This is a genomic window from Thioclava sp. F1Mire-8, from assembly GCF_002213165.1.
GTDB lineage: Bacteria > Pseudomonadota > Alphaproteobacteria > Rhodobacterales > Rhodobacteraceae > Thioclava > Thioclava nitratireducens.
This window is the reverse complement of record NZ_NBNY01000003.1, coordinates 76,807-100,093: the sequence shown is the minus strand read 5'-3', so window position 1 is coordinate 100,093 and position 23,287 is coordinate 76,807. Positions and strand designations below refer to the sequence as shown.

The 23,287-nt window shown below is 65.0% G+C and carries 23 protein-coding genes; 11 read left to right on the top strand and 12 right to left on the bottom strand.

Annotated features, from left to right (window positions below; translation table 11 throughout):
* Positions 1–82: 82 nt before the first annotated feature.
* Positions 83–955: a phosphoserine phosphatase SerB gene (gene serB / locus B6V75_RS11865; RefSeq protein ID WP_088719835.1), complete on the top strand. Its 873-nt coding sequence runs from the start codon at positions 83–85 to the stop codon at positions 953–955.
* Here serB and nagA read toward each other — a convergent pair.
* The gene (nagA, locus tag B6V75_RS11860) at positions 931–2,073 is read right to left on the bottom strand and encodes an N-acetylglucosamine-6-phosphate deacetylase (protein WP_088719834.1); all 1,143 of its coding nucleotides are present in this window, start codon (positions 2,071–2,073) and stop codon (positions 931–933) included. The genes serB and nagA overlap by 25 nt on opposite strands.
* Positions 2,061–2,882 (bottom strand): BadF/BadG/BcrA/BcrD ATPase family protein, encoded by an 822-nt coding sequence (locus B6V75_RS11855; RefSeq protein ID WP_088719833.1) that lies wholly within the window; start codon positions 2,880–2,882, stop codon positions 2,061–2,063. The genes nagA and B6V75_RS11855 overlap by 13 nt, the downstream gene beginning before the upstream one ends.
* Before the next feature lie 134 nt (positions 2,883–3,016).
* Here B6V75_RS11855 and B6V75_RS11850 point away from each other — a divergent pair, with 134 nt between their 5' ends.
* The 8 genes from B6V75_RS11850 (at position 3,017) to B6V75_RS11815 (ending at position 11,272) form a co-directional block, all read left to right on the top strand.
* Positions 3,017–5,146: a bifunctional TVP38/TMEM64 family protein/FAD-dependent oxidoreductase gene (locus B6V75_RS11850; protein ID WP_088719832.1), complete on the top strand. Its 2,130-nt coding sequence runs from the start codon at positions 3,017–3,019 to the stop codon at positions 5,144–5,146.
* Positions 5,143–5,748, top strand: coding sequence for a CDP-alcohol phosphatidyltransferase family protein (locus B6V75_RS11845; RefSeq protein ID WP_075775359.1), 606 nt, complete (start codon positions 5,143–5,145; stop codon positions 5,746–5,748). The genes B6V75_RS11850 and B6V75_RS11845 overlap by 4 nt, the downstream gene beginning before the upstream one ends.
* Positions 5,749–5,759: 11 nt before the next feature.
* Entirely contained in the window at positions 5,760–6,959 is a 1,200-nt protein-coding gene (locus tag B6V75_RS11840) for an ABC transporter substrate-binding protein (RefSeq protein WP_088719831.1), read from the top strand.
* Positions 6,960–6,966: 7 nt separating this feature from the next.
* Positions 6,967–8,622: an ABC transporter permease gene (locus tag B6V75_RS11835; protein WP_088719830.1), complete on the top strand. Its 1,656-nt coding sequence runs from the start codon at positions 6,967–6,969 to the stop codon at positions 8,620–8,622.
* The gene (locus B6V75_RS11830; RefSeq protein ID WP_088719829.1) at positions 8,619–9,254 is read left to right on the top strand and encodes an ATP-binding cassette domain-containing protein; all 636 of its coding nucleotides are present in this window, start codon (positions 8,619–8,621) and stop codon (positions 9,252–9,254) included. Before B6V75_RS11835 ends, B6V75_RS11830 begins: the two co-directional genes overlap by 4 nt.
* 73 nt (positions 9,255–9,327) lie before the next feature.
* On the top strand, positions 9,328–9,987 hold the full coding sequence (locus B6V75_RS11825) for a hypothetical protein (RefSeq protein ID WP_088719828.1): 660 nt from the start codon (positions 9,328–9,330) through the stop codon (positions 9,985–9,987).
* 149 nt (positions 9,988–10,136) lie between these two features.
* Entirely contained in the window at positions 10,137–10,910 is a 774-nt protein-coding gene (locus B6V75_RS11820; protein WP_088719827.1) for a DUF6478 family protein, read from the top strand.
* Positions 10,911–10,921: 11 nt separating this feature from the next.
* Positions 10,922–11,272: a hypothetical protein gene (locus B6V75_RS11815; protein ID WP_075775364.1), complete on the top strand. Its 351-nt coding sequence runs from the start codon at positions 10,922–10,924 to the stop codon at positions 11,270–11,272.
* 50 nt (positions 11,273–11,322) lie between these two features.
* Here the strand turns inward: B6V75_RS11815 and B6V75_RS11810 are convergent, their stop codons facing one another.
* Positions 11,323–12,951 carry an AMP-binding protein gene (locus B6V75_RS11810; protein ID WP_088719825.1) on the bottom strand — a complete coding sequence of 543 codons (1,629 nt, stop codon included), beginning with the start codon at positions 12,949–12,951 and terminating at the stop codon, positions 11,323–11,325.
* Positions 12,952–13,048: 97 nt separating this feature from the next.
* On the opposite strand from B6V75_RS11810, the gene B6V75_RS11805 reads away from it, so the two are divergent.
* A complete protein-coding gene (locus B6V75_RS11805; protein WP_088719824.1) occupies positions 13,049–13,696 on the top strand; it encodes a sulfotransferase family 2 domain-containing protein in 648 nt (215 codons plus the stop codon).
* A gap of 262 nt (positions 13,697–13,958) precedes the next feature.
* Positions 13,959–14,627, top strand: a complete 669-nt coding sequence (locus B6V75_RS11800; protein WP_075775367.1) for a Hint domain-containing protein — start codon at positions 13,959–13,961, stop codon at positions 14,625–14,627.
* 178 nt (positions 14,628–14,805) lie between these two features.
* On the opposite strand, the gene B6V75_RS11795 is transcribed toward B6V75_RS11800, so the two are convergent.
* The 9 genes from B6V75_RS11795 to B6V75_RS11755 form a co-directional block, all read right to left on the bottom strand.
* The gene (locus B6V75_RS11795; protein ID WP_088719823.1) at positions 14,806–16,995 is read right to left on the bottom strand and encodes a 3-hydroxyacyl-CoA dehydrogenase NAD-binding domain-containing protein; all 2,190 of its coding nucleotides are present in this window, start codon (positions 16,993–16,995) and stop codon (positions 14,806–14,808) included.
* Between the two features lie 11 nt (positions 16,996–17,006).
* Positions 17,007–18,218, bottom strand: coding sequence for an acetyl-CoA C-acetyltransferase (locus B6V75_RS11790; protein WP_075775369.1), 1,212 nt, complete (start codon positions 18,216–18,218; stop codon positions 17,007–17,009).
* A 9-nt stretch (positions 18,219–18,227) separates the two neighbouring features.
* Positions 18,228–18,854, bottom strand: a complete 627-nt coding sequence (locus tag B6V75_RS11785; RefSeq protein WP_075775370.1) for a glutathione S-transferase family protein — start codon at positions 18,852–18,854, stop codon at positions 18,228–18,230.
* Between the two features lie 194 nt (positions 18,855–19,048).
* A complete protein-coding gene (locus tag B6V75_RS11780) occupies positions 19,049–19,585 on the bottom strand; it encodes a hypothetical protein (RefSeq protein ID WP_088719822.1) in 537 nt (178 codons plus the stop codon).
* A gap of 16 nt (positions 19,586–19,601) precedes the next feature.
* A complete protein-coding gene (locus B6V75_RS11775) occupies positions 19,602–19,814 on the bottom strand; it encodes a hypothetical protein (protein WP_075775372.1) in 213 nt (70 codons plus the stop codon).
* Between the two features lie 114 nt (positions 19,815–19,928).
* Positions 19,929–20,288: a DUF6404 family protein gene (locus B6V75_RS11770; RefSeq protein ID WP_088719821.1), complete on the bottom strand. Its 360-nt coding sequence runs from the start codon at positions 20,286–20,288 to the stop codon at positions 19,929–19,931.
* Between the two features lie 165 nt (positions 20,289–20,453).
* Positions 20,454–22,229, bottom strand: coding sequence for an acyl-CoA dehydrogenase C-terminal domain-containing protein (locus tag B6V75_RS11765; protein ID WP_088719820.1), 1,776 nt, complete (start codon positions 22,227–22,229; stop codon positions 20,454–20,456).
* 26 nt (positions 22,230–22,255) lie between these two features.
* Complete coding sequence (locus tag B6V75_RS11760) at positions 22,256–22,651, bottom strand: MerR family DNA-binding transcriptional regulator (RefSeq protein WP_075775375.1); 396 nt, start codon at positions 22,649–22,651, stop codon at positions 22,256–22,258.
* Between the two features lie 239 nt (positions 22,652–22,890).
* Entirely contained in the window at positions 22,891–23,259 is a 369-nt protein-coding gene (locus B6V75_RS11755; protein ID WP_075775376.1) for a MerR family DNA-binding transcriptional regulator, read from the bottom strand.
* Positions 23,260–23,287 lie beyond the last annotated feature (28 nt).

Below are 23,287 nucleotides of genomic sequence, written 5' to 3'. Positions count from 1 at the left end.
GTGGCGATGCTCTGGCATGCGCCGGGAAATTGGTCTAATTCCGGCATCAAAATTCGGAGCCGATATTCCCCAAGGAGCGCGCATGTTTACCGCCACGCTGATCGCTGACCCGAAAGAGGCCAATCTGGATCAAGGCACGCTCGATGCGCTCTGTGGCGCATGGGGCGGTGGCGATGCGCGTTGGCTCAACCCGAATGTCGCAGCCGAGTTCATGGTGGACCGCGTGCCGTCGAATCGTTGGGAGGCGTGGGAGGGCCTGCAGGGGCTGGGCGTCGATCTGGTCGTGCAGCCCGCCGAGGGGCGTCGCAAGCAGATGCTGCTGGCAGATATGGACTCGACGATGATCCAGCAGGAATGCATCGACGAGCTGGCCGACGTGGCGGGCGTGGGTGAACGCGTGAAGGAGATCACCGCGCGGGCGATGAATGGCGAGCTGGATTTCGAAGGCGCGCTGACCGAGCGGGTCGGTCTGCTGAAAGGGCTGCCCGAGAGCGTGATTTCCGAGGTGATCGCGAACCGCATCAGCTTCATGCCCGGTGGGCACGATCTGGTCGCGACGATGAAGGCCAATGGTGCCTACTGTGTGCTGGTCTCGGGCGGGTTCACGGCCTTCACCGGCTATGTCGCGGAGACGCTGGGCTTCGACGAGAACCGCGCGAACCTGCTGCTGGTCGAGGATGGCAAGCTGACGGGCGTGCCCTCGCAGCCGATCCTCGGGCGTGAGGCCAAGGTTCAGGCTTTGCTGGAAATTTCGGAAAAACTGAAGCTGGATCATGCGCAGGTCATGGCCGTGGGCGATGGGGCGAACGATCTGGGAATGCTGAAGCTCGCCGGTGCGGGCGTGGCGCTGCATGCCAAGCCCTCCGTTGCCGCCGAATGCGACATCCGGATCAACTTCGGAGATCTGAGCGCGCTGCTCTACATTCAGGGCTATGCGGTGGAAGATTTCGCCTGACCGCCCTGCCAGACTTCGGTCAGGCGCCAATCGTCATCGAAATGCACCAGATCCCCTGCGAGACCGGGGGCGATCCGGCCCACCGGCGCGCCGATTGCCTCGGCCGGGATACGACTTGCCATCGCAAGCGCCTGTTCCGGTGATACGCCAACCGTCTCGATCATGAAGCGCACCGCCTGCGGCAGCGACAGATCGGCCCCGGCGAGCGTGCCGTCCTCCAGCCGCAGCGCCCCGTCGCGGCGCAGGATGCGGCGACCGGCGAGATCAAACTCGGTCAGAGCGGACCCGGCGCAGGCCATCGCGTCGGAGACGAGGAAGACCTCGCCCTGCCGTTTCGCCTCCAGCGCCAGCCGGATCGTGTCGGGATGCACATGGATGCCGTCCGCGATCAGCCCCACGGAGACCGGCTGCGACAGCGCCGCGCCGACGAGGCCGGGTTCGCGCGAGCCCAGTTGGCTCATCGCATTGAAGAGATGGGTGACCATCCGCGCGCCTGCCGAGATGGCCTCCTGAGCCTCCGCGAAGCTGCAATCGGAATGGCCGAGGCTGACGACGATACCGGCGTCGGAGAGGCGCGCGATCTGTTCGGGCGTCGCGTTGGCGGGCGAGAGCGTCACGATCAGCGCGGGTAACCCTGTCTTCGCCTCCAGCAGCGTCTCGATATCCTCTTCGTCCATCGGTCGGATGCAGCCCGGCGGGTGACAACCGGGGCGCTTCGGGTCGAGATGCGGGCCCTCCAGATGCAGCCCGCCGAAGCCCGGCACTCGCGACACGGCGGCGATACCTGCCGCCAGCACGGTCTGGGTCGCGGCGCGGGTGTCGGTGATCAGCGTCGGCAGGATCGTCGTCGCGCCAAGCTCGGCATGCGCGGCGCAGATCGTCGCGATCGTCTCCAGCGTCGCGCGCCCGTCGAGCATCACGCCGCCGCCGCCGTTCACCTGCAGATCGACAAGCCCGGGCGCGAGCGTGCCTCCCGGAAACTCGATCACCTCGCCCTCTGGCAGCTCCGCGATCGGGCAGAGCGCCGAGATTCGACCCTGTTCCAGCACGATTGCATAGTTTTCGTGGAAGGCGGCGCCATCGAAAACGCGCGCGCCCGTTAGGATCAACTTGTCCAAAACGCATCCTCCATCGCCAATGCCAAGGCACCGTCCAGCGCGTTGCCTTTCGCCGCCCGCTGCGGCCAATCTTGCACCGCCAGACCCTGTCCAAGTCCGCCGAGCCACGTCACGGGCAGCGGCTCTTCGGGTTGCAACAGCGCGATGGCCTCCCGAATCTCCGTCTGCGCAGCCTCGCGCACAGCGACCGCGGCAGGGTCGGTCGACTGCAGGACGCGCGGCGCAAATCGCGCCCAATCGGCAGGTGTGGCGTCGAGGCTGAACGCTATCAGCCCGTTGCGCCCGTTCATCTCGTCGAGGAAGTCGCGCAGCAGCGGCGTCACCGGGCAGAAACCATCCAGCGCACGCCCCGCCCGCATTCCGAGCGCCCGGCCCATCCAAGCGCCCGAGCCCTCATCGCCCAGCCGCAAGCCCCAGCCACCGATCGCGTGTTGCTGACCGCCCAGCTGCCGCGCGAAGAAAGAGCCGGTGCCAATGGCCGCGACGATACCGTCCTCCGGTCCCAGGGCGCCGCGCACCGAGGTCGTCACATCCTGCACGACGCGGGCGGGAAAAGGCAGCTCGGCGGCCAAAGCCTCGGCGGCGGGCGCATGGTTCGCCCCGGCCAGCCCGAGCACCCCGCGAATCTTCGGTGCATCGAGGGGCCCCATCGCGGTTTCGATGGCGGTGAAGATATTCCGCCGCGCAGCGTCGTAATCGGAAGCAATATTCGCGGGGCCGGCCTCGCCGCGCCCGATGACGCGGCCTGACGCATCGGCGAACACCGCCCGGCATCCGCTGCCTCCGCCATCGACTGCAATGAAATGCATCCCCGCCTCCGTTTTCTGCGTAACAGTGCCAAATAGCGAACCCGAGAGAAAGCGCGTAACGAAATCCGCGCGTGAAACGACTTGGGGAAAGATCGCATCGCCTCTATCACTGGGGCGTCACCCACGGGAGGACCATGCGCAAACCTCTGATATTCCTTGGCCTGATCGCTGTGGCGGTGATCGCGACCTTTCTGGTGGCCGATCCCGACCCCGAACGGCTGCGCGCCCTGCGCGACAGTCTCGCGGCGTGGCGCGAGGCGCATCCGCTGGCGCTGCCCATCGGGTTCTTCGTCACCTACGTTGTCGTTACGGCGCTGTCGCTGCCCTTTGCGGTCTGGCTGACCCTTTTGGGCGCGGCGCTGCTGGGATTCTGGCAGGGGCTGGTGCTGATCTCCTTCGCGTCATCCATCGGGGCGCTGCTGGCCTTTCTGGTCGCGCGCTACCTGATGCGCGACTGGGTGCGCGGGCGGCTCGGCCCACGGCTTGCGAAGATCGAGAAAGGCGCCGCGCGCGACGGGGAATTCTATCTGTTCTCGCTTCGCCTGATCCCGGTCGTGCCGTTCTTCGTCATCAACCTCGCCTTCGGGCTGACCCGGATGAAGGCGTGGAAGTTCTATGCCGTCTCGCAGCTCGGCATGCTGCCCGGCACGGCCGTTTATGTCGCGGCGGGGGCGCAGCTGGGCGATCTGAACAGTCTGTCGGGGATCGTCTCGCCGGGTCTGCTCGGTGCCTTCGCGGCGCTGGCGGTGTTTCCGTGGGTGGCGCGCGCGGCGCTACGATTCTGGGCGCGCAAGCGCGCTTATCGCGGCTATGAGCGCCCGGCCAAGTTCGACCGCAACCTGATCGTCATCGGCGCAGGGGCGGCGGGGCTTGTGGCGTCCTATGTCGCGGCCCAAGCGAAGGCGAAAGTCACGCTGGTGCAGGACGGCCCGATGGGCGGCGATTGCCTGAATTTCGGCTGCGTGCCGTCGAAGGCGCTGATTGCCTCGGCGAGGGCTGTGGGTGTGGCACGCGGTTCCGAGGCGCTGGGCGTGCGCGCGGATGTCTCGGTCGATTGGCCCGTCGTGACGCGGCGGATATCCGAGGTGATCGCGCAGATTGAGCCGAATGATTCCGTGGAGCGCTATGAAGGTTTGGGCGTCGAGGTGATCGAAGGCCATGCGCGACTGGAAGACCCGTGGACCGTGCGCGTGGGCGACCAGCGCCTGACGACGCGCGGCGTCGTGCTCGCGACCGGCGCGGCCCCGGTGATCCCGCCGATCGAGGGGATCGGATCGGTCGAGCCCCTGACCTCGGACACGCTGTGGGAGGCGCTCGCTGCGATGCCTGCGCCACCCGAGAGGATGGTGATCCTTGGCGGTGGCCCGATCGGCTGCGAGATAGCGCAGGCGCTGACGCGGCTTGGGGCGGGCGTGACGGTCGTCGAGGCGGCGGAGCGGCTGTTGATCCGTGAAGATACCGAGGCCTCGGACGCCATCGCGGCCGCGTTGCGCGCCGATGAGGTCGATCTGAAGCTTGGTGCGAAGGCGATCCGCTTCGGGCGGGACGAGTCCAGCGCGGATGGAGGCAAATGGCTGGAGCTGGAAGACGGCTCCAAGATTCAATTCGACACGCTGCTGGTCGCGGTCGGACGCAAGGCGCGGCTCGAAGGCTTTGGGCTGGAGGAACTGGGCATTCCGGCAAACAAGGTGATCGAGACCAACGACTACCTCGAAACCCTCATGCCCAATATCCACGCCGCAGGCGATGTGGCCGGGCCCTTGCAGCTTACCAACGCCGCGGGCCATCAGGGCTGGATCGCGGCGGCGAATTCGCTGGCCTCGCCGTTCTGGCGCTTCAAGGCCCACGCCGCGCCGATCCCGCATGCGGTCTTCACCACGCCCGAACTGGCGCGGGTGGGGATGACAGCTGCAGAAGCCGAGGCGGAGGGCGTGCATCACGAAGTCACGACATATCCGCTTGGCGATTTGGACCGGGCGCTGGCCGAAGGCGCGGGACAGGGCTTCGTGCGGATTCTCACCGCGAAGGGCTCGGACAAGATCCTTGGTGCCACGGTCTGCGGAGCGCATGCGGCCGAGGTGCTGGCGGAATTCGCGCTGGCGATGCGGCACGGGTTGGGATTGGGCAAGATTCTCTCGACGCCGCATATCTATCCGAGCTGGTCGGAGGCCGCGAAGAACGCCGCCGGGCGTTGGCGGCAGGCTCATGTGAACCCGCGCACGCTGCGGATCGCCGAGCGTTTCATGACCTGGAGGCGCGGATGATCGATGCTGCTCTCCTGCCGCTGCAACGTGCCATGATGCAGCCTCCCGCCGAGGCGCTGGCCGCGCGCGGTATCCGCGCCGATCAGGTGACGGTGGCGGGCTTCGCGCTGGGTCTGCTCGCGATTCCGGCGCTGGCGTTCCACGCCTATTGGCTGGCGCTGGCGCTGATCCTGATCAACCGGGTCGCGGACGGGCTCGACGGGGCTATTGCCCGCATCAAGGGGCCGACCGATCGCGGTGCGTTCCTCGATATCGCGCTGGATTTTCTGTTCTACGCGCTGATCCCGGTGGGCTTCGCTCTGGCTGATCCGGCCCGTAACGCGCTCGCCGCTTCCATCCTGATCGCGGCCTTCGTCGGCACCGGATCGAGCTTTCTCGCCTTCGCCTCGATCGCCGCCAAGCGCGGGATGAGCACCGACGCCTATCCGACCAAGGGCATCTACTACCTCGGCGGGCTGACCGAAGGCGCCGAGACGATCCTGTTCTTCGCGGCGATCTGCCTGTTTCCGCAAGCCTTCCCGATCCTTGCTGGGATCTTCGCCGCCGCCTGTTTCGTGACCACCGTGACCCGCTGGCTGATGGGCTGGCGGGCGTTTTCCTGAACGGAGAGAGTATGAGAAACCTCCTTGCCGCCCCGGTTCTTGCCGCGAGTCTCGCGCTGCCGCTCGCTGCGCCCGCCTTCGCCGATTGGGCGCAGACGCAGGCTGAGGCGAAGGGCCAGACGGTCTATTTCAACGCCTGGGGCGGCGATCCGCGCACCAACGCTTTCATCGACTGGGTGTCCGATCAGATGCAGGAGAAATACGGCGTCACGGTCGAGCAGGTGAAGCTGTCCGACACTGCCGAAGCCGTTTCGCGCGTGCAGGCCGAGAAGGCGGCAGGCAAGGATGACGGCGGCGCGGTGGACCTTATCTGGATCAACGGGCCGAACTTTCTGGCGATGAAGGTCGCGGGGCTGCTGCATGGGCCGTTCGTGAGCGATCTGCCCAATGCGAAATATCTCGACTTGTCGGAAGGCTCGGCGGCCACGACCGATTTCACCGTGCCGACCGAGGGCTATGAGAGCCCGTGGCGGCTTGCGAAATTCGCCTTCGCCTACGATGCGGAGCGGGTGAACGAACCGCCGAAGGATATGGCGGGGCTTCTGGATTGGGCCAAGGCGCATCCGGGCCGCTTCACCCATCCCAACCCGTCGAATTTCATGGGGGCGAGCTTCCTCAAGCAGGCGCTGGTCGAGTTGGCGCCCGATCCGGCGGCGCTGTCGCAGCCCGTGACGGACGAGGCCTATACCAAGGAAACCGCGCCGCTCTGGGCGTGGTACGATGCGTTGCGCCCGCTGATGTGGCGCGAAGGCAAATCCTTCCCCGAGAACGAAAGCGTGCAGGCGCAACTGCTGGCCGATGGCGAGGTCGATTTCGCGATGTTCTTCGATCCCGCCGCGCCCGCCGCGATGATCGAGCAGGGCGTGCTGCCGCCCTCTGTCCGCGTCTGGGTGCCCGAAGGCGGCACGATCGGGAATATCTCCTACGTCGCGATTCCCTATAACGCGGCGCATCAGGCGGGGGCGGAGCTGGTCGCAAATTTCCTGCTCGATCCGGCCACGCAGGCCCATATGCAGGACATCCGCGTGCTGGGAAGTTTCTCGGTGCTCGATCCGGCGAAGCTGGACGAGGCGGCGAAACAGGCCTTCGCTGATTTGCCCACCGCGCCCGCGCTGCCGACGCTGGAGGAGTTGGGCTCGACCCTGCCCGAGCCGCACCCGAGCTGGATGACCAAGCTCACCGAGGACTGGGCGCAGCGCTACACGAAGTGAGGTTCCGATGCGGCTCGCCGGGGCGATCCTGACGCTGGTGATCGGCGCGCCAGTGCTGCTGGGCGCGGCGCTGACGCTGGCGACCGCGTTTGGCTGGCAGCCGGGGCTGGGGCGCGTCGCGCTGGGCTGGAACGGTTTCGCTGAGGCATTGGCCGCGCCCGGTATCCTCACCTCGCTGCGGCTGACGCTGGTGACCGGTTTGGGGGCTACGCTGCTGTCGCTTGCGGCTTCGATCCCGCTCGCGCGCTGGCTGGTGACGCGGCAATCGGCGTCGCGCTGGCTGACGCCTCTGCTCGCGGTGCCCCATGCGGCGCTGGCGATCGGGCTGGCCTTCCTGATCGCGCCCTCGGGCTGGGCCGCGCGGTTGATCTCGCCCTGGGTGACTGGCTGGGACTTGCCGCCGCAGATCGTCACTGTGGGCGACCCGTGGGGGGTGTCGCTGATCCTCGGGCTGATGCTGAAAGAGGTGCCGTTCCTGACGCTGATGACGCTGGTCGCCGCCGCGCAGCGCCCGGTGGCGGCGCAGATGGCGGCGGGGCGCGCGCTTGGCTATGCGCCGGGCCGCGTCTGGGTGCGGATCGTCTGGCCGCAGCTGTACCCGGCGCTGCGGCTGCCGGTGCTGATCGTGCTGGCCTTCTCGCTGTCGGTCGTGGACATGGCGCTGATCCTTGGGCCGTCGAACCCGCCGACGCTGGCCGTGCGGATCCTGCGACTCTACGGCGCGCCGGATCCCGCGCAGGCGGTGCCCGCCTCGACGCTGGCGGTGATCCTGCTGGCGGTGATGGGGGCGAGTGCGGCGCTTTGGATGGCCGGCGAGCGCGCGGTGGCACGGCTGGGCAAGACGGCGATCCGCGCTGGGCATCGCGGCACCTCGCGGCGAAACTGGAGCGGCGCTGGCCTGATCGGGACGGGCGGTCTGCTGGCGATCGGATCGCTCGGCGCGCTGATCCTGTGGAGCCTCGCGAGCTTCTGGCGCTTTCCCGATGCCATGCCCGCCGATCTGACGCTCAAACGCTGGGCCAGCGCGGATTGGGCAGGGCCCGCTCTGACAAGCTTGTCCCTTGCATTGGTCTCGACCGGGCTGGCGCTGATCCTCGCGATACTCTGGTTGGAAAGCGAGGATCGCTCCGGCAAGCGCCTGCCGCTCGGCGCCTTGATCGTCCTGCCGCTTTTGCTGCCGCAGATCGGGTTTCTGCAGGGGCTGACGACGGGGTTCCTCTGGCTCGGCCTGCCGCCCGGGCCGGTCGCGGTGACATGGGCCGAACTGCTGTTCGTCTTTCCCTATGTGATGATCGCGCTGGCCGGGCCGTGGCGCGCGCTCGACCCGGCGCATCTCGCCAGTGCGGCGAGCCTCGGGGCCGGGCCGACGCGACGCCTGCTGCGGATCAAGCTGCCGATGCTGCTGGGCCCGATCTGCGCGGCGGCGGCGATCGGGGTCGCGGTGTCGGTCGCGCAATATCTCGCAGTTCTGCTGCCCGGGGCGGGGCGCGTTCAGGCGCTGGCGACTGAAGCTGTCGCGCTGGCCTCGGGGGCGGATCGGCGGCTGGCCGCGATCCTCGCGCTCATGCAGGCGGCGCTGCCATGGCTGGGTTTCGCGCTGGCGCTCGCCGTGCCGGCATGGTGGCATCGCAATCGGCGCGGGTTGCGCGGAGGAGTGGCATGAGCCTCGAGTTGATCGATCTGAGCCTGACCGCGCCCGGCGCCTCCGCGCCGCTCTTCGCGTCGCTGTCGCTGGTCGTGGCGCCCGGAGAGACCGTCTGCCTGATGGGGCCGTCCGGGATCGGCAAGTCAAGCCTGCTCGCCCATATCGGCGGGCACCTGTCGCGTGGGTTCACGGCCTCGGGCGATGTGCTGCTCGATGGCGAAAGCGTCACGCAGCTGCCCGCCGAGAAACGCGGCATCGGGATGCTGTTTCAGCAGGCGCAGCTTTTCCCACATCTCTCGGTGGGCGACAATCTGGCCTTCGGGTTGCCCGGGCAGGTGAAGGGCAAGGCGGCCCGGCGCGCGGCGGTCGAGGCGGCATTGGAACAGGCTGGGCTTGCGGGCATGGCTGATCGCGATCCGGCGACGCTGTCGGGCGGGCAGAGCACCCGTGCGGCGCTGATGCGCACTCTGCTTGCCCGGCCCCGCGCGGTGTTGATCGACGAACCCTTCGCCGCGCTCGACGCGGAGTTGCGGGCCGAGATCCGCAGTTTCACGCTGCGGCATCTCGCGGCCGAGCGGATCCCTTGCCTGATGGTCAGCCACGATCCGGAGGATGGCGCGGCAGCTGCGCGTCGGATCACATTGGGCTGAACCCCGCGCAGCCGCAGTGCGGCGAGCCCCGGCAGACTTGCGCGTTGAGGGCCCTGAGGCTATCTCAAAACTCATGATTTCTGCTGTCAAACACCGCTCGTCGCGTCTTTTGGCCCCCCTCGCCCTCGCGCTGGGGGGCACCGGATTGCTGGCGGGGTGTCAGCCGACAGCCTTCGGTTCGGCGCAGGTCGCAAAAGCCCGCACCACCCTCGCGAATGGCGCGCTGACGGTAGCCGCGCCGAAGGGCTGGTGCGTCGATCCGAAAAGCCTGCGCAATTCCGGTGCGGGGGGGTTCGCGCTGTTCGGCAATTGCGCTGCAATCTCGCGCAATGCCGAGGATGCTCATGCGCCAGAGCCCGCGCTGCTGAGCGTCACCGTCGGGCCGCCCGCGCTGGAGGATGGCTCCGGCAAGCTGTCACGGGATCGGCTCAAGAAGATCGGCGATTTCTTCCATTCCGAGATTGGGCGGGCGGCGCTGTCGCGATCTGGCGAGGCGGGCGACGTCACTATCAAGGGCACCGATATCGCCGATGGCACCTTGCTGCTGCGGGTCGAGGATCGCTCCGGCACCGGCGGGCCGCCGATCGCCAAGACCTATCTGCGGGGCGTCACCGCGCTTGGCGGGCGGATCACCGCGCTGTCGGTTATGCCGCTGAAGGAAGGCGAATTGAGCTACGCCCAGCAGCGCCAGTTGCTGGAGAAATTCATCGCCGCGATCCGCGCCGCGAACTGACCGTGCGGACGTGACGCTCCAAGCGCGCGTCGCCACGCCGGAACATGATGACTTCGCCCGGAAATTTCCCTTTCTCAGAACCCGGTGATAAGGAATAACTGCTGTGATGCCGCAAGCGGCAACGGCAGGACGGGAAAGAAGGGCGGGACATGGCGGGGCGAAACGGCGGATCGCTGTTGCAACGGATTGCCGAGCGGCGCAGCTTGCGGCGCTGGCGCGATGCGGCGTCCACGGTGCCCACGCTTGGGCCTGATGGACTGCGCAGTCTGCGCGCCCGGGCGCGCGCGCTGCGCAACGAGCTCGACACGGTGCTCCGCGCGACCGAGCAGCGGCTGACGGCCTTTCCCGGTGATACGTCGGTTCGCAAGCCCGCCGGCAGTGACTGGGCGTGGCGTCCGCTGCTCTGGCGGGTGAAGGCGCATCCGCACGGTGTCGCGGGGGCGCAAAGTCGCGACAAGCTTGGCGATGACCTCACCCTGTTCCATGACTGCCCTCGGTCCGAGATAACGCTGCGCCAGATCCGTAATACCAAGGGCGAGACGCTCGCGCCGTTCGGGCTGCGGCTCGATGTGCTGCGCTTCGAAGGCTCGTTCCTGTCGCTGGTGCTCGACCTACCCGATGCGGCGCTTGGCGGGCTGCAACTCAACCATCTCATCCGGCTGGAGATGCAGCTGGAGTGCGAGCGGGAACTGGAGGTGTTCTGCCGCCTCAACATCAAGCACGGCCCCAATTCGGAGCAGCTGGTGCGCGAATTGCCCCAAGGCGAGGGCGCGCGCTATGTCGAATTCGATCTGGCCTATACGCGGATGAACGAGCGGCGGTTGGAAAAGGTATGGGTCGACCTGATTTTCGAAAACCCACGGATGAACGAGGTGGTGATCCGCGATCTCACCTTCGCGCGCTACCCGCGCGCCGAGCTGTGACGGAGGCGAGGATGCTGGAAAATTCACGGATCAAGGCCGGGCGCTGGGAGGCGGTGAGCCACGAGAAAGAGGCGCCCGATCTTGAGGTGCGCCATCAGGGCGAGGTGCTGGAAGGGCTGTTGCTGACTGGCGAGCCGGGCGACTGGCGCCTCTCGCAGCCGATCCCGGCGGAGTTGCTGAGTGAGGGGGTGCTGACCTTCCTCGTCTGCCGCAAATCGGATGGCGAGGTGATCGACCGCTTCTCTCTGGTAGCAGGCGCGCCGCTCGCGGGTGATCTGCGCGCCGAGATCGACCTGCTGCGCACCGAGTTGGACATGCTGTCGCGCGCCTTCCGCCAGCATTGCGCCGAGAGCGAAAGCTGAGCCTTTTACGCGCGCCCTCGCGCGGGCGCGCGCACGCGTAGAAGAAAGACCTACGCGTCGAGCAGCTTGGCCACGGCCCGCAGCTCGAATTTCTGGATCTTCCCGGTCGAGGTTTTCGGCAGTTCGGAGAAGACCACGCGCTTGGGCGTCTTGAAGCCCGCGAGCCGCTCGCGGCAGAACTTGATCAACTCCTCTTCCGTCGCCTCCTTGCCCTCCTTCAGCTCGACGAAGGCGCAGGGCACCTCGCCCCAGGTCTCGTCGGGCTTCGCTACGACCGAGGCGAGCGAGACCGCCGGGTGGGCGCAGATCACGCCTTCCACCTCGACCGAGGAGACGTTCTCCCCGCCCGAGATGATGATGTCCTTCGCGCGGTCGGTGATCTTGATGTAGCCGTCGGGATGCATGAAGGCGATGTCGCCGGAGTGGAACACGCCGCCCTCGAAGGCCTCGCGCGTTGCCTGCGGGTTCTTGAAGTAGCCCTTCATCACCATGTTGCCGCGGAAGACGATCTCGCCCAGATGCTGAGCGTCGCGGGCGACCTCCTTGCCCTGATCGTGAACGGTGACCTGTTCGAGCATCGGCATCGACACGCCTGTGCGCGCCTTCAGTTCGGCACGTTCCTCGCCGGTTGCGCCGTCCCAGGAGGGCTTCCAGGTGCATTCGACGGCAGGCCCGTAGGTTTCGGTCAGCCCATAGACCTGCGTGACGTTGAACCCCAGCGGTTCGATCGCGGCCAGCGTTGAGGCGGGCGGCGGGGCGCCGGCGGTGAAGACTTCGACCACGTGATCGAAGGGGCGGCGATGCTCGTCCTTGGCGTTGACGATGGTGTTGAGCACGATCGGCGCGCCACCGAAATGCGTCACCCCGTGATCGGCGATCGCGTCATAGATGTTCTTCGCGGTCACATCCCGGCAGCCGACGACCGTGCCGCCCATCATCGGGGCCATCCAGCTATGGGTCCAGGAGTTGCAATGGAACAGCGGTACGATGGTCAGCAGAACCGGGTAAAGCTGCATCCGCCACGAGATCGCGTTCGCCTGCGTCGAGAGATAGGCGCCACGGTGGTGATAGACGACGCCTTTGGGCTTGCCGGTCGTGCCGGAGGTGTAGTTGAGCGCGATGCTCTCCCATTCGTCCTCCGGCATGATCCAGTCGAACATCGGGTCCCCCTCGGCCACCAGCGCCTCGTATTCGAGGTAATGCCCGGTCGGCTCGAACCCGTGATCGGGGTCGGCCACCTCCACGATCTGCGGCGCGGGGCCTTTCATCTTCTTCACGGCTTCTTCGGCCACCGGCAGGAAGGCCACGTCGCAGAGCACGATCTTCGCGCCGCCATGTTCGAAGATATAGGCGACGGTATCGACATCGAGCCGTGTGTTGATCGCGTTCAGCACCGCGCCGCAGGCGGGCACGCCGAAATGCGCTTCGATCTGGGGCAGGGTGTTGGGCAGGATCGTCGCTACCACGTCACCAGAGTTCACGCCGCGCGCCTTGAGCGCCGAGGCGAGCTGGCTCACGCGCGCGTGGTAATCGACGTAATTATAAGAGCGGCTGCCGTAGATCACCGCCGGTCGCTCGGGGAAGACCTCCAGCGCGCGGTTGAGATGCGACAAAGGTGTAAGCGGGGCGTAATTCGCCGCGCATTTCTCCAAACCCGTCTCGTCGGCAAGCCAGCCCATGAAAACCTCCTCCTCAATTGTTCGGGCATCTTCAGGCGGCTCCGCGCGAAAGGAAAGAGGGTTTGCGTCATCTTTCGTCAGAGATAGTGTCTCGCGCATGATCGTTTCGCATGGCCGTCGCTATATCTTCGTTCACATCCCGAAGACGGGCGGCACGGCGCTGACGCTCGCGCTGGAGGGCCGCGCCATGGCGGACGATCTTCTGATCGGAGACACGCCCAAGGCGCAGCGGCGCAAACGCAGGCTGGCGGGCCGCGAGACGCGAGGGCGGCTTTGGAAGCATTCCACGCTGAGCGACGGGCTGGGGCTCTATACGGAAGAGCAGGCTCGGGCCTATTTCACTTTCACACTTGTGCGGAACCCGTGGGATCGGGTCGTCAGCTACTACCACTGGTTGCGCGAGCAGCAGATGGCGCATCCGGCCGCGGCGTTAGCAAAGTCACTCAGCTTTTCGGACTTCATAAACCATCCGCACACCCAGGCATCGCTCGCGGCGGCCCCTTATGGCAGCTACATGCGGCTGCCGGACGGGGAGGAGATTTGCGACCTTTATATTCGCCTTGAAGATGTAGAGGCCGATGCCGCACCCCTCGCGACGCATCTGGGGTTTTCCGTGACGCCCTTCGCGCGATCCAACATTTCCGCGCGGAAGCGCAACTGGCGCGAGTATTTTTCGGATGCCGACGCTGAAGCGGTTTCAAAACTCTGTGCCGAAGACATCGCGCGGTTCGGTTACCGATTCTAAATTTTCGCGCGATTGCAGATTGCGACGCATTTTGGGCCATTCTTACGGGCGGTGAACGCGCCCCTATCCAAAAAGATAGGTCAATCGAGCGTGTCCCCTATCCAAAAAGATAGGTCAATCACGGGTCCGTGAGCAACTTACTGTCCGAAAGTATAGGTTTGCCACATTTCGGTCACCTTTCGGCCCCGGAAACTCCCTAGGAATCAATTGATCTGGGTAGGACCAAGAAATGGCCTCGCCGACTTTCAGAAGGAAGACCGACATGACCCGCAGTGCAACGACGACCTGGGACGACGATTGCGCCTTTGATACCGCTCTGGCGGGCGCAACCTCCGGGCGAATGCTCGACAACGGAGCTGCGTCGGGAATCGTCGCCGGAACGCGCATCGCCACCGCCATGGGCTGGCGCCCGGTGGAAGCGATCGCAGCCGGTGACATGGTCATGACTTTCGACAGTGGCCTGCGTCCCGTCGCGGACGTCAAACGGACTCAACTCTGGCTCGGTCACGGGCGTTGCCCGGACCATCGCAAGCCGCTCGCCGTGCCGGTCGGCGCGTTGGGCAACAAAACCCCGATGCTGCTTTTGCCTGAACAGAACATGATGGTGGAAAGCGACATGGCCGAGGCAATTTACGGTGACCCCTTCGCCGTGATCCCCGCTTCGGCACTTGAAGGCTATCGCGGGATCGATCGGATTACACCCCACCGTCCGATCGACGTGATCGTGCTGGAGTTTGAGGAGGAGGAGATCGTCTACGCTAATGGTTCTGGCATGGTCCATTGCGGTTCGGTCAACAGCCACCGGCTCGAAGCGCTCTTCGACGATGATGCAGGCCCGAACTACGAGACGCTGTCGCTCGAGATGGCGCGCTCGATCGTCGCGGGGCTGATCGACGAAGATCTGACCGCACATGCTTACGCGGCAGAGTGATAGCCCGGCCTGATCCCCTCCTGAAATTCTGACAGGCCGAACGCCGCACCCCAGACCAGGGTGCGGCGTTTTCCTTTGCCCGGGAATAGGCGAACGCTTCGGCGCAGAGGAAGGCGCGCGCATAGAAAAACGCCGGGGCCTTTCGGTCCCGGCGTTCTGGTTTTCTGGCGCCGTCGGATCAGGCGGCTTTCGCGGCCTGACCGTCGCCGAAACGACCATAGAAGGTGTCACCCTTGGCTGCGATGTCGCGCAGCAGGGCGGGGGCTTCGAAGCGCGGACCGTATTGCGCGGTGAGCGCCTCGCAGATCTCCACCGCCTTGCCGGCGCCGAGGATGTCGAGCCACGAGAACGGGCCACCCGACCACGGGGCGAAGCCCCAGCCGAGGATCGCGCCCACGTCACCCTCTCGGATGTCCTCCAGCACGCCCTGCTCGAAGGCGCGCACGGCTTCCAGCACCTGCGCCATCAGCAGGCGATGCTGCACGTGATGCACGTCGGGCTGCTCGTCGGCGCGCGGGAACTTGGCGTCGAGACCTTCCCAGAGGCCTTGGCGTTTGCCCTTGTCGTCATAGTCGTAGAAGCCCGCGTTCGACTTGCGGCCCATCCGGCCTTCGTCGGCCATCCAGAACAGCACGTCATCGACCGCCTCATCGGGATAGGCATCGCCCATCGCCGCCTTGGTGGCCTTCGCGATCTTCACGCCGAGGTCGATCGAGGTCTCGTCTACCAGCTGCAGCGGTCCGAGCGGCATGCCGACCATAGTCGCGGCGTGTTCCACCAGCGTCGGGTTCACCCCTTCGGCCACCATGCGAATCCCCTCGTTGATATAGGGGATGATGCAGCGGTTGGCGTAGAAGAAGCGCGCGTCGTTCACCACGATCGGCGTCTTGCGGATCTGGCGCACGAAGTCGAGCGCCTTGGCCACGGCCACCGGACCGGTCTCGGCGCCCTTGATGATCTCGACCAGCATCATCTTGTCGACGGGCGAGAAGAAGTGGATGCCGATGAACTGCTCGGGGCGTGCGCTGGCCTTGGCCAGCTCGGTGATCGGCAGGGTCGAGGTGTTGGTCGCGAAAATCGCATCCTGCGGAATCACGGCTTCGGCCTTCTTGGTGACCTCGGCTTTGACGCCCGGATCTTCGAACACGGCTTCCACGATCAGGTCGCAACCCTCAAGCGCGGCGTAATCCGTGGTCGCGTTGATCAGGCCCAGCGTCTTGGCCTTGCCCTCTTCGGTGACCTTCTTGCGCGAGATGCCCTTGTCGAGGATGCCCTCGGAATAGGACTTCCCGCGATCGGCGGCCTCCTGGCTGTTGTCGATCAGCACGACCTCGATACCGGCTTTGGCCGAGACATAGGCAATGCCTGCGCCCATCATGCCCGCGCCGAGGATGCCGACCTTCTTGACCTTCTGGTCCGGCACGTCGGGACGGTTCGCGCCCTTCTCCAGCGCGCCCTTGTTGATGAAGAGCGAACGGATCATCGAGGTCGACGACGGGTTCAGCAGAACGTTGGTGAACCAGCGCGCCTCGATCTTGATCGCCTGATCGAAGGGCACGAGCGCGCCTTCATAGACCGCCGACAGAAGCGCCTTGGCCGCCGGATAGACGCCCGCGGTCTTGCCATGCACCATCGCGGAAGCGCCGACGAAGGTCATGAAGCCCGCCGGGTGATAGGGTGCGCCGCCGGGCATCTTGAAGCCCTTCGCGTCCCACGGTTTGACCAGATCGGCGTCTTTGGCGTTCAGCACCCATTCCTTCGCGGAGGCCAGCGGATCCTCGACGACCTCGTCGATCAGGCCCGCGGCCTTTGCCTTCTTGGGGTCCGAGAGCTTGCCTTCCAGCAGGAAGGGCGCCGCCGCCATCGCACCGAGCTTGCGCGAGACACGGGTGGTGCCGCCGCCGCCGGGGAAGATGCCGACCATGATCTCGGGCAGGCCAATCTTCGCCTTCGGATTGTCCGCGACAAAAGTGCGGTGCGTCGATAGCGGCAGTTCCAGACCGATGCCGAGCGCGGTGCCGGGGATCGCGGTTGCGATCGGCTTGCCGCCCTTGTTGGTCTTCGGGACCATGCCGGCGCGCTCGATCTTGCGCAGGACATGGTGCATCTGCATCACCCCGTCGAAGATCGCCTGAGCGCCGCCTTCGCGCATCTGCGCGATGACGTTGAGATCCATGCCGCCCGCGAAATCGGGCTTGCCGGAGGTGATGACGACACCCTTCACGGCGTCATCCGCCAGCGCCTTGTCGATGAAGCTGTCGAGAAGCGCGAAGCCCTCCATGCTCATCACGTTCATCGACTTCTCGGGCACGTCCCAAGTGATGACGGCAACGCCGTCGCTGCCAAGTTCGTATTTGAAATCAGCCATTTGTTCCTCCCTCACACGCGCTCGATGATGGTCGCGGCGCCCATGCCGGACGCAACGCAGAGCGTGGCCAGACCGGTGTTCAGGTCGCGGCGTTCGAGCTCGTCCAGCAGCGTGCCGATGATGATCGCGCCGGTGGCGCCGAGCGGGTGGCCAAGCGCGATCGCGCCGCCGTTGACGTTGACCTTCGATGCGTCGACCTGGAAGGCCTGCATGAAGCGCAGCACGACAGCAGCAAACGCCTCGTTCACCTCGAACAGGTCGATGTCGGAGATCGACATGCCCGAATCGGCGAGGATCTTCTCGGTCACGGGCACCGGGCCGGTCAGCATGATCGTCGGATCGGTGCCGATCTTCGCGGTGGCGCGGATGCGCGCGCGCGGCTTGAGGCCATGCGCCTCACCGAATTCCTTGTTGCCGATCAGCACGGCGGCCGCTCCGTCCACGATACCCGAGGAGTTGCCGGCGTGATGGACGTGGTTGATGTGATCGAGGTGCGGGTATTTCAGCATCGCGACCTTGTCGAAGCCGGGCATGACCTCGCCCATTTCCTTGAAGGACGGCTTCAGGCTGCCGAGCGATTCCATCGTCGTGCCCGGACGCGGGAATTCGTCCTGCTCGAGAATGGTCAAACCGTTCTGGTCCTTCACCGGCACGATGGATTTTGCGAAACGGTTTTCCTTGATCGCCTCCGCCGCACGGCGCTGCGATTCCACGCCGAGCGCGTCGACGTCTTCGCGGCTAAAGCCGTATTCGGTGGCGATGATATCGGCCGAAATGCCCTGCGGGACGAAATAGGTCTTCATCGCGAGCGACGGGTCCACGGCGATTGCCGCGCCGTCCGAGCCCATCGCGACACGGCCCATCATCTCGACGCCGCCTGCGATATAGCCCATGCCCGCGCCGCCGCGCACCTGGTTCGCGGCGAGGTTCACCGCTTCCATGCCCGAGGCGCAGAAGCGGTTGATCGACAGGCCCGGGATGCGCTCGTCGAGATCCGACAGAAGCACCGCCGAGCGCGCAAGGCAGCCGCCCTGCTCCATCACCTGGGTCGCGTTGCCCCAGATTACGTCCTCGACCGCATGGCCTTCGAGGTTGTTGCGCTCGGCCACCGCGTTCAGCAGCCGCGCGGACAGCGCGACCGAGCTGACCTCGTGCAAGGAGCCGTCCTTGCGGCCCTTGCCCCGCGGAGTGCGGGCTGCGTCATAGATATAGGCTTCCGTCATGGTTCCTCCTCACGCCCGGTCGGAAGGATTGCCGGGCATCAAATCATAGGGGTGTTTCCAACCGGGCAGGGCAGCAATGCCATCCAGCCAACGGTCGATATTGGGGAATTCCTTGCGGTCGAACCCAAAGGGCTCGGGGTAGTAGAGATAGCCGCAGCAGGCGAAATCGGCCAAGCTGGGCTGGTCGCCGACGACCCAGTCGCGACCCTCCATATGTTTCTCCAGCGTCTTGATCGCGGTCAGCACGCGGCCCTTGAGCCAGCCGATCGCCTCTTGCGGACGCTTGTCTTCGGGCAGGAAGTTCATCAGGAAGCGCAACCCGCCTTGCTGGCCCGAGCCTTTCTGCGCATCCCAGAACATCCAGCGCAGCATTTCGTTGCGGTCCTCGGCGAGGAATTTGCCGGTCTGCTCCGCGATGTGAAGTTGGATGACGCAGGATTGCGACAGGGTCAGGTCGCCCTCTTTGAAGACAGGCGCCTCGGCCATTTCGTTCAGCGCCTGGTATTCGGCGCTGCGCGCCTCGCCGTTGAAGAAATCGACATAGACCGGCTCCCAGTCGTAGCCCGCCAATTCCATCGTCAGCGCCGCCTTGTACGCGTTCCCCGACTCTCCGAAGCAATAAAGTTGTGCCGCCATTCGTTGCGGTCCTCCCTGATCACGATGCCAATCTGGCCCCTAAGTGACGCGAACGTAAGCCCCTCGTGGGCATTCCGCCGCAACGTCATTCGATCACGACGTTGCGTCCAACGCGAGGGAGAGGGTGACGTTCCGTTGCGAGAGGTGAACGGACGTGAACGGAAAGCACGGAAAAAGCGAGAGGAGCGGTGCGGTTAGCGCACCGCCTGCATCGTTCCCTTGGGAAACTCGATTCCCTCGAAATCGGGATACACCTTGCGCAATACCGCGATCTGCGCCGGGCTGTCGATGCGCACAAGATACCATTCCTCGCCATCCTGCAGCGCCAGCGTGGTATTGGTCGAGCGCACCTTGCCCATCTCGGGCACCTCCATCACCGTCGATGTCGGAATCTGCGCGTAGGCCCGGCCCGAAGACGTCTCGCCGGTTTTCATTTCGTTGGTGTTCATCTCGAACTCGTCGATCGTGACCGAGGCCATCGCGTCGTTGATTTGCTTGCGCATGATCTCTTCGAGCTGTTCTTTCGGTACGCCCGTCTGATCCGCGATGGCCTGCATCATCTTCGGCGGCACCGTGTCGAAGAAGACCGAGTAGTCCTTCTCTTCCACCGCCTTGGTGAAGCCCGCGACCTCCTGCGTGACAGCGTTGCGGTCGGCGGAGTCGAAGGCAAAGGCGGGCAGGGCCGAGACGGCAAGGGATGCGACAGCGAAAGCGAGAGACAGGCGGGTCATGGATGTCCTTTCGAAATCAGGCTTTGCGCTCGCCAAGCTCGGCCTTGAACAGCCGCAGGCGGTGGTTGAGATTTTCCTCGTGGGTGACGGAGTTGAAATGCTCGAACAGGAAGGTCAGCGCCTCGTCGGGCGTGATTTCCGCCTCCTGCGCGAAGCGGTTGAGGCTGCGATAGGCGTCATTGGTCATGGCGACGGGAAAGCGACGGGTCAGGCGCAGTCGTTTGGGCATTCAGGCTCCGGGGCAATGTAGCGCGGGAAGGCGCGTCAGTTGCGCGCAGCTTAGGAAGAAACCTGCGCGCTGACCAGACCGCCCTTGCTCCGAAGCCAAGCATCGGGACCGCGCCTAGAGGTCGTCCCAATCGCTCAGCCCGAGCTTGTTCTTGCGGTGGATCTGCCACAGCGCCATCAGTGCCCCGAAGGCGAGCGCCGAGATTACCAGCGTTACCAGATGCGGCGCGTAGGACATGCCCTCCGTCGCGCTCAGCAGATGATCCACGAGGAGCTGCGCCACCGCGAACCCGGCGCCGAAGATCAGCAGGTTCTGCTTCCAGTCGAGATAGGGAATCGGGCGCGGCTCGAAACCCAGCCAATGCAGTACCCGCGCGCTCATGGAAGGGCGGGTCGAGCGGAACACGCCCCGCGCCCGCAGCTCTGCGAGCGCGGCATCGTATCGGCGGTGGGTTTCTGCGTTATTGAGATACATGGCGGCGGGGCTCGGCGGGAATCGTGTCTCGGTTGAGATTCCGAGGTTAGACCTGCATGGCCGCAAAACAATCGCCCGGCGCTACACTTCGCCTGACATGGCGGTGATCGAAAATTGAAACGGCGGGCCGAGGCCCGCCGTTCATTTTCGTTTGATCCGTTCGTCTCAGAACTGGTCGTCGGTCAGCGCCATGACCGGGTCCGCACCGCTCTCGATCCGCGCCAGATGCATGGCGCAGGCGGGAAGCTGACGCGCCATGTAGTAGCGGCCCGTCGCGATCTTGCCTTCGTAGAAGGCGGTGTCCGACGCCCCGTTGTCGAGCGCGGTGAAGGCGGCTTTCGCCATCCGCGTCCACATCAGGCCGAGGCAGACGTGGCCCATCAGGTGCATGAAGTCATAGCTGCCCGACAGCGCCGCGTTCGGGTTTTTCATGCCGTTCTGCATGAAGAACATGCCCGCGGTCTGAAGCTGCTTGGAGGCGTTCTTCAGCGCATCGGTGAAGGGCTTCATCCGCTCATCGTCGTCATGCGACTTGCACTCTGCCTTGACCATCTCGAAGAAGGCCATGACGTGCTTGCCACCGTCGGCTGCGAGCTTGCGGCCCACGAGGTCGAGTGCCTGAATGCCGTTGGCGCCCTCGTAGATCATCGCGATGCGCGCGTCGCGCACATGCTGCGACATCGGCCAGTCCTCGGTATAGCCGTGGCCACCGAAGACCTGCTGCGCGGAGACGGCGGTCTCGAAGCCCTTGTCGGTAAGGAAGCCCTTGATGACCGGGGTCATCAGCGAGATCAGACCTTCGGCTTCGGCGTCGTTGAGCGCATGGGAGCGGTCGATCAGATGCGCGCCCCAGAAGGTGAAGGCGCGGGCGCCCTCTACGAAGCTCTTCTGGTCCATCAGCATCCGGCGCACGTCCGGGTGCACGATGATCGGATCGGCGGCCTTCTCGGGCGCCTTCACACCGGTCACGTCGCGACCCTGAATGCGGTCCTTCGCGTAAGCCACGGCTTCCTGATAGGCGGCTTCGGCCACGGCATAGCCCTGAAGGCCGACGCCGAGACGCGCTTCGTTCATCATGGTGAACATCGCGCGCATCCCCTTGTGGAGATCGCCCAGCAGCCAGCCCTTCGCGCCGTCGTAGTTCATGACGCAGGTCGCGTTGCCGTGGATGCCCATCTTCTCTTCGAGCTTGCCGACCGAGAGCGAGTTGCGCTCGCCCAGCGAGCCGTCCTCGTTGACGAGGAATTTCGGCACGATGAAGAGCGAGACGCCCTTGGTGCCTTCGCCACCGCCCGGCGCTTTCGCCAGCACGAGGTGGATCACGTTATCCGACAGGTCATGATCGCCCGCCGAGATGAAGATCTTGGTGCCGGTGATCGCGTAGGAGCCATCATCCTGCGGCTCGGCCTTGGTGCGCATGAGACCCAGATCGGTGCCGCAATGGGGCTCCGTCAGGTTCATCGTGCCGGTCCAGTCGCAGGTGACCATCTTCGGCAGATAGGTCTGCTTCTGCTCGTCCGTGCCGTGGGTGTGGATCGCCGAATAGGCGCCGTGGGTCAGGCCCTGGTACATGTTGAAGGCCATGTTGGCCGAGACGAACATCTCGCCCACCGCGCAGTTCAGCAGGTAGGGCATGCCCTGACCGCCGAATTCAGGATCGCAGTCGAGCGCGGTCCAGCCGCCCTCTTTCATCGCCTCGAACGCCTTGTCGAACCCTTTGGGCGTGCGGACCACGCCGTTTTCGAGCACGCAGCCTTCCTTGTCGCCCACCTCGTTCAGCGGTGCCAGCACCTCCGACGAGACCTTGCCCGCAGCGTCGAGAACGGCTTCGGTGAAGTCGCGGTCCATTTCTTCGTAACCCGGCACGTCCGAATCCGAAACCTTGAGCAGGTCATGCAGCACAAACTGCATGTCTTTGGTGTTGGCGATAAAGCTCGACATGGTTCGCTCCCTTTAGTCGTCGCGGATCAGGCCGCGTCGTCGTGGCGCGCCTTCTCCAGTTCCTTCTCCGCCCACTCGATCTGACTGGCCAGTTCGTCGATCGCCTGACCCAGTTCCTCGCGTTGGCGCGTCATTTCCTCCAGACGTTGCTGTGCGAGCTTGATCGTCTCGTTCAGCTGCGTCTTCTGCTTGTCGCCCATCTCGTAGAGGTCCAGCAGCTGGCGGATATCCTCCAGCGAAAACCCGAAACGTTTGCCGCGCAGGATCAGTTTCAGCCGGGCGCGGTCGCGCCGCGTAAACAGCCGTTTCTGTCCCTCGCGAATGGGAAACAGCAACTCCTTGCTTTCGTAGAACCGCAGGGTGCGCGGGGTCACCTCGAAGGCATCGCACATCTCGCGGATCGTCATTACTGTGTCGGTCATACTCTCTGCCTCGCGTTTCCTTTGCGTAATGCGACGCGGCAGATCGTCTGTCCGCAGTCACAATACAAGACTTCTTTACGTTCGCGTCACCGTAACGTGGCGTCACGAATCCAATGACGTAATGTCAGGGAATTTTTACCGTACGGTAAAGCAAGTTTCTTTCGTCGAAACTGGCCATAATCGTCAAGCTCACAAGGCGTTCACACGACCTCGCTGACGTTAAGGAATGCATTTCAGGCTCAAGAATCAAGAGTGTCCTGAACCTGATCACGCAATTGTCGGAGGTCGTCGATTGCCGCGTCCAATTCTTCGCGTTGTCGCGTCAGCACGTCAAGCTGCCGGTCGGCCAGTTCGACCCAGACGCGGTTCTGCTCTTCGGTGCCTTGCTGATCATAGATCAGCAGCCATTGGCGCAACTCCTCGAGCGAGAAGCCAAATCGACGCCCGCGCAAGATCAACGTCATCCGCGCGATTTCGCGCGGGCCGTAATAGCGCGAGCGGCCTTCCTTCTGGGGATTGAGAAGCTCGATATACTCGTAATAGCGCAGCGTGCGCGGGGTCACGTCGAACCGCTCGCACATCTCCTTGAAGGACAGTAAGTCTGACATCTATTCGGCCTCCCGATCCGGGCGAGAA